The organism is Kitasatospora sp. HPM-01-4 (assembly GCF_051374625.1).
GTDB lineage: Bacteria > Actinomycetota > Actinomycetes > Streptomycetales > Streptomycetaceae > Kitasatospora.
Genome location: NZ_JBPQGP010000005.1, coordinates 719,326 through 732,387 on the forward strand (window position 1 = coordinate 719,326; position 13,062 = coordinate 732,387).

General features: G+C 73.7%; 8 protein-coding genes. 2 read left to right on the plus strand and 6 right to left on the minus strand.

The features are described from left to right. The 6 genes from ACSMTC_RS03010 to ACSMTC_RS03035 all read right to left on the minus strand — a co-directional run bounded on the left by ACSMTC_RS03010 (position 1) and on the right by ACSMTC_RS03035 (position 10,239). A complete protein-coding gene (locus tag ACSMTC_RS03010) occupies positions 1–849 on the minus strand; it encodes a hypothetical protein (protein ID WP_436558062.1) in 849 nt (282 codons plus the stop codon). A gap of 164 nt (positions 850–1,013) precedes the next feature. Continuing rightward, positions 1,014–3,401: a WXG100-like domain-containing protein gene (locus ACSMTC_RS03015; protein WP_436558063.1), complete on the minus strand. Its 2,388-nt coding sequence runs from the start codon at positions 3,399–3,401 to the stop codon at positions 1,014–1,016. A gap of 69 nt (positions 3,402–3,470) precedes the next feature. After that, entirely contained in the window at positions 3,471–4,034 is a 564-nt protein-coding gene (locus ACSMTC_RS03020; RefSeq protein ID WP_436558064.1) for a hypothetical protein, read from the minus strand. A gap of 362 nt (positions 4,035–4,396) precedes the next feature. Next, complete coding sequence (locus ACSMTC_RS03025; RefSeq protein WP_436558065.1) at positions 4,397–7,192, minus strand: AfsR/SARP family transcriptional regulator; 2,796 nt, start codon at positions 7,190–7,192, stop codon at positions 4,397–4,399. A 207-nt stretch (positions 7,193–7,399) separates the two neighbouring features. After that, positions 7,400–9,628: a WD40 repeat domain-containing protein gene (locus ACSMTC_RS03030; RefSeq protein WP_436558066.1), complete on the minus strand. Its 2,229-nt coding sequence runs from the start codon at positions 9,626–9,628 to the stop codon at positions 7,400–7,402. A gap of 41 nt (positions 9,629–9,669) precedes the next feature. Continuing rightward, a complete protein-coding gene (locus ACSMTC_RS03035; protein ID WP_436558067.1) occupies positions 9,670–10,239 on the minus strand; it encodes a GNAT family N-acetyltransferase in 570 nt (189 codons plus the stop codon). Positions 10,240–11,028: 789 nt separating this feature from the next. Between ACSMTC_RS03035 and ACSMTC_RS03040 the strand changes: the two genes are divergently transcribed. Both ACSMTC_RS03040 and ACSMTC_RS03045 read left to right on the plus strand, forming a co-directional pair. Then, positions 11,029–12,588, plus strand: coding sequence for an ATP-binding protein (locus ACSMTC_RS03040; RefSeq protein WP_436564580.1), 1,560 nt, complete (start codon positions 11,029–11,031; stop codon positions 12,586–12,588). Continuing rightward, the gene (locus ACSMTC_RS03045; protein ID WP_436558068.1) at positions 12,585–12,992 is read left to right on the plus strand and encodes a roadblock/LC7 domain-containing protein; all 408 of its coding nucleotides are present in this window, start codon (positions 12,585–12,587) and stop codon (positions 12,990–12,992) included. Before ACSMTC_RS03040 ends, ACSMTC_RS03045 begins: the two co-directional genes overlap by 4 nt. Positions 12,993–13,062 lie beyond the last annotated feature (70 nt).

Below are 13,062 nucleotides of genomic sequence, written 5' to 3' on the forward strand. Positions count from 1 at the left end.
TCAGGACCTTCCGTCCGTGTTCACGTGCTCGTAGCTGCTGCGGGGCGTGATCGGGATGTGGAGGGGCGGGGTGTAGCGCGGCGACGAAGCCATGCCCGGCTGCTGCCCCTGACCGTCCTGCTCGTTGAAGTCGGAGGTGATCGATTCGTCCGCGCCCTGGTAGCCCTCGGCCATCGCCTTGAGGCCGTCGGCGATGTGCTTCAGGCCGTCCGGCAGGCGCTTGAGCCCCTTCAGGGTGTCGGCGCTGTACTTCAGGTAGCCCTTCTCACCCTCGGCGAACTGCTTGCCCGACTCGTCCTTGCCCCACGGTTCCTGAGCCTCCAGGCCGGGCAGGTACGCGCTCAGACTCGCGGCCAGTGCCGCGACCTGCTCGGCCGCCGCCAGCATCGGGGAGACCGCCGCGCGGTACTGTTCCGGATTCACGCTGAAGCCCTGCCCCGCGCCACCGCCACCCGAGGAGTCCGAGGCACTCGAAGCGGGGGTCCGCGGGCTGGAGGCCGGCGTGGCCCGCAGGATGTTCGACGCCTGCCGGGCCGGAACCACACCGTCTGACAGCGGGGCTCCCACCGACATCCGCTGAGCAGACACCACACCGTCGGACAACGGGACCCCAACCGACATGGGCTGAGCAGACACCACACCGTCGGACAGAGGCTCTCCCCTCTGCATCGGCTGGGCGGGCACCACGTCCTCAGGCAACGCCTCACCCACGTTCTGCCTGGTGGGCATGGTCTGGGCTGGCGTCGCGGTCTCGAACGGCGAGAACTCCCCCACCCGCGTTCCCTGCCGGAACCTCGGTGTCACCGGCGTCTCGGTGGCACGGAACTCCGCCTGCGCGTCTTCGGTCATGGTGTTCCCTCGTCGAGATGGTCATCGGCCGGTCCGGGGACCGGCCGTTCGGGGCTGGCGTGTGGGCCGTCACCGTCAGGCGCCGGGTTGCGTCAAGCCGGGCGGAAGCCGCACGGCGAACCGGGCCGGGCACCTGGCACCCGCTCCTCCGGCCGGGAGAAGTGTCACGATGTCTGGGCTGCGGCCAGCCGGGTGAGGGCCGCGCGGAGGAAGGGACTGGGCACCTGGTACCCGCCCTCCTCCCGGATGGGTGCCGGAGCCGCCGGAACCGCCGGAGCAGCGGAACCGGCCGAGCCGGCCGAACCGGCCGAGGCGGAGCCGGGCACGGCCGCTGTGGCCGCCGTGGCCGCTTCGTCGGGACGGCCCCTGCGGGCGGCCGCCAGGCGCGCACGGTCCAGGTAGGAGTCTTCCGAGGCCGCCGGACTCCCGGCCCCGTCCGAGCTGTCACCCTTGTCGCTCCTGCCCGACCTGACGGACGGCGCGTCGGAGCCGTTGGCGGCCGCTTCGGTCTCGGTGCCGCCGGCCGGTGCTGCCACCGCGTCCGTCCCGAGGATCGCTCCGGCCAGCTGCGTGAGCAGCGTGTTCTCCTTGGCGGACTGCGACTCGGCCGCTGCGGCCTCCTCGTGCGGGGCCACGCTCTGGACACCGGCCTCCGTACGAGCGTCGTCCATCCAACGCCTGCGCGCCTGCTGCCACTTGCGGTCCCCGGTCTCCATCTCCGCCGCCTGGCCGAGGATCCCGGCCTCGCCGCGCGGAAGCTGCTCGTCTTCCTCGTGCTCGCTGCCGAAACGGGTCGGCCGGAGGAACCGGTTGCCGCTCTTCCGCTCCTTGGACCCACCTCGACCGGCAGCACCGACACCCGGCATGTGCCCCATGCTCGCGCCCTGGATCCCGGTCGCAGCCGAGCCGGCCGCTCCTCGGGAACCGCCCGCGAGGCCGGCGCTGCCGACCGACCGACTCCCGGCTGCTGCGGCCGCACCGCCCAGCGCGGCACCGGACCCGGCCGCTCCGCCGGCGAGTCCACTGCCACCGGCCGACAGGCCACCCGCAAGACCACTGCCACCGGCCGCACCGCCCAGCGCGGCGCCGGCACTGGCCGCGCCACCGGCGAGTGCGCCGAGCCCACCGGCACCGAGCCCGCCCAGCCCGGCGCCACCACCGAGACCCAGCGAACCGCCGCCGCCACCGCCACCGAGGCCCAGCGAACCAGCGCCCCCACCGCCACCGAAGGGCGACAGGCTGCCCGAACCGCCCGGCCCCGTACCGGGATCGAAGCCGGGCAGACCCGCCAGGCTCAGTCCGGGACCCGAAGTCGGGTGGACCGGGAGCGGCTTGAAGACCGGGAGCCCGTTCTGGTCGACCGATCCGATGGACGGCACGATCGGCGCCGGCGGCACGAACGGCTGCAGGCACTGGGGCTTCACACCCCCCTGGCCGCCGTGCATCACCGGCACCTCGGGCATCGCAGGCATATCCGGCGCCTTCGGCATCCCGGGCATCACCGGCGTCCCCGATACCCCGGGCATCCCGGGCATCACCGGCGTCCCCGATACGCCAGGCATCCCGGGCATCACCGGCGTCCCCGATACCCCGGGCATCCCCGGCATCACCGGCGTCCCCGATACCCCAGGCATCCCCGGCATCACCGGCATCCCTGGCGTTCCAGGCATTCCAGGTACCGTCGACACCCTCGGCATCGCCGAGACCCCCGGGGTCACCGGCGCTCCCGGCACCGCTGATACTCCCGGCATCCCGGGCATCCCCGGCGCCGTCGGCACTCCAGGCGGCAGCGGCATGCCGTCGGCACCGACGGCACCACCGCCGACACCGACACCGATCCCGGCGCCGACACCGTAGCCCTCGCTGCCCACTCCCGGTACGCGCGGAAGCGCCACGCTGTCCAGCCCCGTACCGGGCGCGGACATCGTCCCCGCACCGCCGCCGACACCGCCGCCACCGGTACCGCCACCACCTGCGCCCCCGCCCGCTCCCGGCAGCGCACAGCTCTTCCCCGCACCCGCCATGTCCTCGATGTGACCGGCGCTCTGCCGCAGCATCGAGTCGACGTTGGAGCCCACCTCACCGATGTAGGTGTGGTACGTCTGCGCGGCCTGCTTGACCCCCGCGGACTGCGCCACGTCGTCGTGCTTGCCGCCCGGGTGGGTGGCCAGGTACTCCTTCGCGTACTCGAGTTCGCGGATCATCTCGCTCTTGGTGCCGGTCACCGCCTCCACGGCACCGTGGAAGGACTGCGCCACCGTGTGGCCCGCCCTCAGTGTCGTCGCGGCGTGCGAGTCGTCGCGCCCCGAGTACTTCTCCAGGTACTGCTGGAACGTGTCGGCCGCCTGGCCCGACATGTTCTCCATCGCCCGCTGGGCGCTCGCGACGATCCCCTGGATGTGGCTGTCCGCGACCGAGTTCCACTTGTCCCAGGCCGCAGCCAGGTCAGCAAGCAGATCCTCGTTGCCGTTGGGGAAGGCGATGTCCCCGCCGTGTTCGTTGCTCTGGACGGTCTTGAGCACCTCGGCGAGGTCGGGCGGCAGCTCGATCATGACAAATCACTTTCTTGGGCGGACTACCCGGGAATCACACAGCGACTGGGACGGAGGACCGGTGACGCGTCAGATCAGGGACGGCTGACGCCCACCGCCGCCGCGCGGCCCCGGCTCCGGCTTCGGCGCGGGCTTGTCGTAGTCCAGCGTGGGGGCCTGCGGGTTGTGGTAGCTCGTCTCGGCGGCCGGAGCCGGTGCGGAGACCGGTGGAGTGGCCGGCTCGGACGGCATCCGCGACGGCTCGGCGGCACCCGACACCGGAGCGATCGGGCCGGCCGGCGGCGCGGCGCTGCCGGGGTGGACCCGGTTCAGATCCGCGGCGTGCAACTCGTCGTTGGCCCGGTGGCTCTGACACATCGTCAGAAGGTTCTGCGCCATCGCCTCAGAGTTCTGCAGGAACGTCCGGATACCCGCCAGCACCTGCTCCTGGTGCTCCGCGAGGCCGCCCACCGACGAGCTTCCGCCCTGGAGCGCCTTGCCGAGCAGATCCGTGCCGTACACGGTGGCCTTGACCTGCTTGGCCACCGCCTCCAGGTGATTGGCCGGTCCGGTCAGTTCTTCCAGCATCCCCCGGATCGACTTCGCCGCCGCCTCGACCTCGTCCAGGTCGATCCAGACCGAATCGCCAGCCATCTGCCCACGCCCCCTCACGTCAACCACCCGGCCCCGGCTCCGTCGCAGCCCGGACCGGCCTGCACACGGTCTGAGGCGCAGGCGCCTCAGGCCGTGGCCGGGCACCTCGCAAGGACACACCCGGACCGGGTCGGTCACGCCGTAAACCCCCGATTACGGAACAGGACCGGCCCCGGACGCTCGCGCGCGCGACGGCTCCCGCACGGACATGCGGGGCCGAAGGCAGAACTTCACGTCTGCCGTACTCGCCCATGCTCCGGGGGCCCGTTTGCATCCCGCATGCGCCTGGCTAACGCTCCACTGACGGACCACCGTCAGCCATTGACAACCGCCGCCAGCCGCCGATACCGGATCCGCGCAGGTCAACGAGGTGTGAGCAGCTCCGCACAGCGCCGGTAGCCGGCGGAGGCGGCCGGCTGCCCGGCCGCCTCCGCCGCTCGGGCCACCGCCAGCAGCACCTCGGCCGCGCCCTCGTCCTGCCCGACGCGCTCGGCCTCCGCGAAGGCCGCCCGCAGCCGGTCCTCCGCCTCGGCCGGGCGCCCCAGGGTGAGGAGCGCCTCGCCGCAGGTGGTGTGCAGCAGCACCCGTCGGACGGCCGGCACCTCGCCGGTGATCAGCTCCAGCCCGTACAGGGCCCGTTCGAGCGCCTCCTCCGGACGGCCGGTGTCGAGCAGGTAGCGGGAGAGGTGCTGGATCGCGAGCGCCGCCGTGTGCCGGTGGTCGGCGGCGAGGGCCAGTTCGAGGGCCTGCGACAGCCCGGCGCCCACCCCCTCGGTGTCACCCATCGCGGCCTGGACCACCGCCAGGTTGATCAGGGCGATGGACTGCCCGGGCGCGCTCCCGGCCCGCAGGGCCAGTTCCGGGGCCGGGGCCACGCACTCCAGTGCCTCCGGCAGGCGGTCCTCGGCGGTCAGCACCCAGCCGAGCAGCGCGCGCACCCGGCTCTCGGCATCCGCGTCACCGACCTCGACGGACGCCCGCAGCGCCTTCTCCAGCTGGGGAACCCAGCCGTCCCTGACCCGGCGCAGAATGAGCGGCCACTGCAACAGGACCAGACGCCACAGGCGTTCGGGCGTCGTGGTCGAGCTCACGGCCGCGAGCGTCTCCCGCCGGCTCGCGAACCAGGACAGCGCGGCCCCGGGATCCGCGAACTCCGCGACCAGCGGCGGACGGTAGCCGTCCATCGGCGGGTCGCAGCAGAGCCGGCTTCCCGGTTCGGCGGCGGCCGCCGCCGCCAGGGCGGTGTGCAGGTAGTGGTCGGTGAGCCGGTCCAGGGCGCGGCGCCGGTCGGCCGGCGCGGCCTGGCCGACCAACTCCCGGGCGTAGAGCCGTACCAGGTCGTGCAGGGTGTAGCAGTCGTCGTCCGTCTCGGTGACGAGGTGGGTCGCCGCGAGCTGTTCCAGCACCTCGGCGGCCGCGTCCGGGTGGATGTCGCCGAGTGCGGCGGCCGCGTACCGGTCCACCCGGGGGCCGGGGTGCAGGCCGAGCAGCCGGAACAGGTCGGCGGCGGGCTCCGGGAGCTGTTCGACGGAGAACCTGAGCGCGGTCGCGACGCTGACCTCCTCGGCCGCGAGCCGGGCCAGCCTCCGCTGGGCGTGCCCGAGTTGCTCCGCCATGGCGCTGATCCGGCGGCGCGGGTCGGAGGCGATCTTCGCTGCGGCGATCCGCAGTGCCAGCGGCAGGCCGTCGCAGAGTGCGGCCACCGCGCGGGCGGCGTCCGGCTCCGCCGCGACCCGGGCCGCACCGAGCACCCGGGCCAGCAGGGCGGTCGCCTCCTCGGTGTCCAGTGCCCTCAGCGGCAACGGCCGGGCGAGGTCCGAGGCGACGAGTCCGAGCAGACGGTTCCTGCTGGTCACCACGGTCACCGAGGCGGTGCCGCCCGGCAGCAGCGGCCTGACCTGTGCGGACTCGCGCACATTGTCCAGGACGACCAGGATCCGGCGGTCGGCGGTGATGCGGCGGAACAGCGCGGAGCGGGCCGCGAGCGGGCCTGGCAGGTCCTCCGGTGCCACACCGAGGGCGAGCAGGAACTCGCCGACCGTCTCGGCGGGTTCACGGCCCGGCTGGTCGCTGAAGCCGCCCAGGTCGGCGAAGAGCAGGCCGTCCGGGAACCGGGCGGTCTGCCGGTGCGCCCAGTGCAGGACCAGCGCCGTCTTCCCCACCCCGGCCGGACCGGTGACCAGGCATATCGCTCCGTCCTGGCCGGGGGCCGTGTCCTCGGCCAGGGCTTCGAGTTCGTCGGCCCGGCCGAAGAACCCCCGGGGTGCCCGGGGCAGCAGGTCCACGATCGGCTCCGCACCGTGCGGACCGCCGGCCCCTGACGCCGCGGAGCCGGCCGTGGGGCTGACGGCGGGCAGGGAAGGGTGGGCTTCGGGTGCGGACGGAGCGGCGGCGGGCTGTCCGCGCTCCGTCGCCTCGTCCTCGCCGCGCAGGATGCTCGCGTACGCCGCGCTCAGCGCCTGGCCGGGATCGACCCCGAGCTGCTCGGCGAGCAGGCGCCGCGTGTGGTGGTACCAGTCCAGCGCGTCGGACTGCCGGCCCGCCCGGAAGAGGGCGAGTACCAGGGCCGCGACCAGCGTCTCGCGCATCGGGTGGGCGACGGCCTCGCCGCGCAGCAGTTCGGCGGCTCGGGTGTGCTCCCCGAGTGCCTGGTAGCGGGAGGCGAGCTCCTCGACGGCGGTCAGCCGGCGCTCCTCCAGGGTCTGCCGCCAGGCCTCCAGCGTCCGGCTGGCGACCGTGCCGGTGAGGGCGGGCCCCCGCCACAGGGCAAGGGCCCGGTGCAGGACGTCGACGGCTTCGGCGGACCGCTCCTCGCGGCGGGCCGCCGTCACCAGTTCCTCGAACAGGTCGGTGTCGAGCAGTCCGTCGGGGACGCGCAGGACGTAGGCGTCGCCCTCGGTGGCGAGCACCACCCCGTACCGGCCCGCACGCACTTCGGTGAGCAGCGCGCGGAGCCGGGAGACATGGCTCTGCACCACCGAACGGGCGTTGGCGGGCGGTTCGTCGGCCCACATCGCCGCGGTCAGCTGGGCCACCGAGACGGCCCGGTCGCGGCGGAGCAGCAGCAGTGCGAGAAGGCTGCGCCGCTTCTCCGGGCCGAGCGGGAGTTCTCCGGCTTCGCCGTCCACCACGACAGCTCCGAGCAGCCGGAATATCACTGGGCCCTCCCCCTGGGTCGCATGCGCATCCAGTGGGCAAGGCTATCGCGGGCGGTCTCCCCGCCGAGCTCCGGGCCTGGCGTCCGACTCGTCCTCCGATTCTTCGATCACGGCTGTGACTTGGGCGTTCACGGAGGCGAAGCGGGCCGTCCGCCGCGCGTGTCGGACGGCCCGCCCGGTCCTCGCGGCATCCGGCCGGATGCCGGCTCAGACCGTGGTGACCCCGCCGGGGCCCACCACCTGGAGTCCGGCTTCGCCGAAGGCGATGGCGAGCGGAGCCTGCTCGAGCGGAGCCTCGTTCAGCAGCTCACCGCTGGCCAGGTGCCACAGCCGGAGCGTGCCCGCGGTGTCCCCGGTCGCGAGCAGCGCCTCGCCGTCGAACTCGCGGCTGACCACCGACCGCACGGGTGCGCTGCCGCCGGTCAGGGTGGTGATCCGGCTGCCGTCGTGGACGTTCCAGACCGCTACCGTTCCGTCGGCGCCGCCGCTTATCACCACGGATCGGCCGGAGAGTTGCGCGAAGGCCAGTGCCTGTGCGGGTGCCGCCAGACCGTCGCACACCGGTCCGGCCTGGCCGCTGCCGCCGTCCCAGAGCCGTACGGTGCGGTCGGCTCCGCCGGTCGCCAGGATCCGGCGGCCGTCGACCTCGCCGAGCGCCAGTGCGGTGACGCCCTGCTGACCGGTCGTCAGCCGGAGCAGCGGTCCGCCGCCGAGTGCGTCCCGCACCCGTACGGTGCCGTCCCGGCCGGCCGAGACGAGTACCGCCGGGTCGTCCGCGAGGAGGCCGGGGCCGAAGGCGAGACCGACCACCGCCGCGGCGTGCGGGGTGGGCACGGCGAACGGCGTTCCGTCGCGCAGTGCGTGGCAGCGCACCGAACCCGTTGCCGTCCCGCAGACCAGGACCGGTCCCTCGGGCCCCTCCCCGGTGACGGAGAGGGAGGAGACCGGCCCGCCCTCCGCCGCCAGCGTGTACAGCTCGGCGCCCACCGCCGCGTCCCACAGGCGCAGCGTGCCGTCACCGTGGCCGGCCGCGATCACCGGCCGCCCGAGGAGTTCGCCCGCCGCGAGCGCGGAGACCGGCGACGCGGTGGAGTCGGCTGCGCCGAAGACGCCGAGGGGTGCGCCGGTGGCGGCGGCCCAGCGGCTGAGCCGCCCGTCCTCCTGACCGGCCACCAGGACCGCGCCGGCCACCGACGGTACCGCGACGAGGCCGGTCAGCCAGCCTTCTCCGGCCGGCCAGCCGTGCAGGGCCTTCCCCTGGTAGACGTCCCAGGTGCGGACGGTGCCGTCGAGGGCGCAGGAGGCCAGGGTCGGCCTGCCGTCCAGGTCGAGGAAGTCGAGGCCGGTGACGGTCCCGGTGTGTCCGTCCAGTTCGCTCACCGGTTGCCCGGTGGCCAGGTCCCAGAGACGGATCCGCCGGTCGGCACCGCCGCTGGCCAGCACGGCCTGATCGCCGAGGCTCAGCACGGCCAGCGCCCGGACCGGTCCCAGGTGGCCCACCAGCAGGTGCAGTTGCTCGCCGGAGGCGACGTCCCACACCCGGACCGTGCCGTCCTCTCCGCCCGCCGCCAGCAGGTCGAGCTCCGCGCAGCGGGCGGCGCACAGGACGGCCGCGCCCCGGCCGCCCACCGGGAGGGCTCCGAGCACCCGGCCGTTGTCGGCGCGCATCGCGCGCAGATCGCCCTCCCGTCCGGCCGAGAAGACCACCGGCACGCCCCGGGTGACGCTCGCGGCCACCGCCTGCGCGCCCTCCCCGCCGGTGGTGCCGTGCAGCACCTCTCCGGTGGTGGCGTCCCAGGCCTGCACCGAGCCGTCCGTCCCGCCGACCGCGAACAGCGAGCGGCCGCCCGCACTGCCGAGTGCGACGGCGGTCGGCAGCAGACCCGCCTCCGCGTCCGAGCCGCCGAGGGACTCGGCGTTGTCGAGTGCGGCGAGTCCGAACGACCCGTTCCGCCTGGCCAGCGCGTAGGCCGGGCGGCCCGCCACGGTGCCGACGGCGGCCACCGTACGGGCGCCGGCCTCGGCCGGGTCGAGGGTCAGCAGCGCTCCCGGCAGGCCGGCGGGTGCGGTGGGGTCGAGGGCCTGCACGGCCAGCGCGTCGAGCAGCCGCGCGGTCTGGGGCACCGGATGCCCGGTGCCGTCGGTCCAGGAGCGGTCGGCGCCGTCCGGCGGGCCGGTGACGGTCAGTCGGCGCGCCGGGTCGGCCTCGTCCCGGGTGGTCACGGGGGTGCCGGTCGGGCCGAGTCCGCCGAGGATCCGCTGGACCAGCGCGGGATCCACCCGTCCGCTGCGGCTGCCGCCCCCGGCGGTGACCCGGAACGCACCGTCGAAGCCCAGCACCAGTTCGCACCGGCCGCCCGGAGTCTGCTCGGTGCCATGGCTGAGCTGGAGACCGTGCTGCGGCACGGCTTCGGCTGATCCCACTGTTTCCGGCATGTGGCCCACTTCCCTTGTCAACAAGCGTGATTGACCGGAGGTCAGCAGAGGTCCTCCGGAACGAGGGTGGCGTACACCGCGTCGTGCAGCTCGTGGGTACGCGAACTCCGGAACAGGCCCGGCCGGTATCCCGCCCGGCGGAACCCGATGTAAGCCCCCGTCACCTGGCTCGGCATGTTCTCGGCCGCAGCGTAGGCGTCGATTCGCCGCAGGTCCAACCACTCGAAGCCGAAACGGCAGATCAGACGCAGCGCGCTGGTCGCGACCCGCAGGCTGCGCGCGGCGGGCAGCAGCCACACCGAGACCTCGGCGCTGCCCTCCTCGGGCCTGAGGTCGACCAGTTCGGCCCACCCTACCGCCGATCCGCCGCCGTCCACCACGGCGAAGTACGCCGCCCGGTTCTCCGTCCAGAGCATGGGCGGGACCTGTTCGATCCACCGCTCGGCGGCGGCCAGGTCCCGGTGCGGGATGACGGCCTGCATGAACTCGCGTACCAGCGGATCCCTGGTCCCAGCCAGCAGAGTGGCCGCGTCCTCGGTGATCGGACGGCGGATCAGTACGTCCCCGTCGGCGAGTCGAGGCTCTCCCTCGATCAGACTGAGCAGGCGCATCGTGCCCTCCTGACGGCGCCGGGCCGGCTCATCTGATCATTTCTGCGGGCGGCCGACAACTCCAGGGCGAAGTGATCGGCACAACACCGCCGACCCGGCCGGGGTTTCGGGCGGCGCGGCACGGCGGCTCCCGTCCGCGTCATCGAGACGTCAGCCGTACGCAGGCCGGACGCAAGCAGGTCCCGGCAGGGCCGTAGGGCACCGGCGGCACCGCCAACACCCCTTCCACTCGCCGCTCGACGGTCCCCGCGTCCAGCCGGGTCGAGGCCTCGATGACGGCACAGGCACGGCATAGGCACGGCGCAGCGCGGACGGTGAAGCCGTACGTCCGTACCGGCGCCCGCCACCGGCGCCCGAGCCGGACCGTGGATCCCGCAATACCACGGATCACCCCGCTGCGCGGAAAGTTCCCCGGGGGACCCACCTCATGAGCGAATCCGGCCTCGGACTCCGGTGGGACAACCCCGGGGCGGGCAAGCCTGGTGCCGACGCCGGGCCCGGCCTGCGGACCAGGGACGTTGTCCGGACACTTACCAACGGCGTCCGGAATACCCGTGACATTCGATCCGAAAATCATCAAGTCAGCGATAAGGAAGCATATTTGACTCTTTGTCAGATAGTTCGTGAAACCGGCTATGCTACTTCCGGCTCAGCCCACCGCATCGCCGTCGCACCAGGTCATGAGGGTCGCCGCAGGCACCGGGCCGTATGCCGAACACTGCCCCACGCCTCCGGAGCCGGCCACCGCCCGTCCGTCCCCCTAAGTCTTTCGATCCTTTGAGGATGCTGATGCTTCGTGCTGGACCGTCACCAGAAAGCCGGCCCTCCGCGCCTGTTCTCGTGTGGCTCCTGCCCTCGGTCGTGACGGCGGCCGCCGCCGTCCTCGCCGCGTCGCTGGTCTCCGCCGACGCCCGCGCGGCAGTCGCCTGCTGCGGGCTGGCGGCCACCGTGGCGGTGGCCGTGGTGGCCGCCGAGGCCGCACGCCGGGGCCGCGCACTGGCGAGCCTGCGCGAGCGGTACGCGCAGCAGGAGAACGAGCTGCGCCGCCGGCTGGCCCGGCAGGCGGTCGAGACGGCCGAGTTGGCGAAGGCCGCGCTGCCCGACGCGATCGCCCGGCTCAAGCACGGCGAGTTCACCGAGGACGTGCTGAAGACCTACGACTCCCATGACCCCACCGTGGGACCGGAGTTCCTGGCCGCCCGGCATTCGGTGCTGCGCGCCGTCCTGGAGGCGGTCGACAACGAGGAGGGCATGCGCGAGTCCACCCAGCGGGCCTTCGTCAACATCGCCCGCCGTGTGCAGGCGATCGTCCACCGGCAGGCGCAGGACCTGCGCGAGATGGAGGACCGGCACGGCAACGACCCGGCCGTCTTCGACGACCTGCTGCTGCTGGACCACGGCAACGCGCTGATCGGCCGCCTCGCGGACAGCATCGCCGTCCTCGGCGGCGCCCGCCCCGGCCGGCAGTGGAGCAGGTCGGTACCGCTGTACAGCGTGCTCCGCGGCGGCATCTCGCGCATCCTGGACTACCAGCGGGTCGACCTGCACCCGGTGTCCCAGGTCGCCGTGATCGGCCCCGCCGTCGAGCCGCTCATCCACGCGGTCGCCGAACTGCTGGACAACGCCACCCGCTACTCGCCGCCGCAGACCAGAGTCCACCTGACCGCCGTCGAGGTGCAGACCGGCATAGCGATCGAGATCGAGGACGGCGGCCTCAGCCTGAGCGAGGAGGGCCGGGAGCGCGCCGAGCGGATGCTCAGGGAGGCGCAGTCCGGCATCGACCTCAACGACCTCGGCGAGACCCCCCGGCTCGGCCTGGCCGTGGTCGGCCGGCTCGCGCGGGCGTACGAGTTCCAGGTCTCGCTGCGCCCCTCCGCCTACGGCGGTGTGCGCGCCGTGCTGATCGTGCCGCAGAAGCTCATCACCACGGCGCCGGCCACCGGCCGGGCCCACGGCATCGGCGTCGCCTCCGGCCCCCGTCCGATCCCGGCCGCCCGTCCTCGGCCGGGGACCGGGCTGCGGTCACGCGGGTCGGCGACGGCATCCGCCTCCTTCAGGGGGTCGTCCTTCGGATCCTCCCTGGGGGCCCTCGCGGGGTCGGACCCGGCGGGCGGCGAGATTCCGGTGGTCAGCGAGCGGACCCCGAACGGCCTGCCACAGCGCCGCCGCCGCGCCCAGGCTTCCTGGAAGGGCACTCCCGAGGCCCCCTCGGTTCCGGAGTCGGCCCAGGAGCCGGTGCAGCCCGGAATGTGGCTGGCCGCGTTCCACGAGGGGGTGAACGGCCATGCGCCATCCACCGGTGCGGCCGACCACACCAGTGAAGAGTCGGCAGGGAAAGGCGAGCAGTGATTCAGCAGCGGACCAACATGGACTGGATGCTCAAGGAGCTGGCGGACGGCGTCCCGTACACCCGTCACATCGTCGTGCTGTCGGCCGACGGCCTGCGGATGGCCCAGTACGGCACCGACCCCGACACCGCCGACCGCCTCGCCGCCGCCTGTGCCGGCCTGCAGAGCCTGGCCACGGCGGTGGGGCACGAGTTCCCGCACGGCGACGGCCGGATGCGCCTGGTCGTGATCGAGGTGAGCGGCGGCTTCTTCTACCTGATGGCGGCCGGCCCCCGGGCCTACCTCGCGGTGCTGGCCGACGAGGGCGTCGACGCGGGGCTGGTGGGCCAGCGGATGCGGGACCTGGTCGCACGGATCGGCGAGCACCTCAGCACGCCTCCGCGCAACGGCGAGCAGGTCGCATGAGCGAGCGCGGCCCGGGGATCCCCCCGGCAGAAGGCCCGGGCAGAGTCGTCGAGACCTGCGCGTTGTGCCG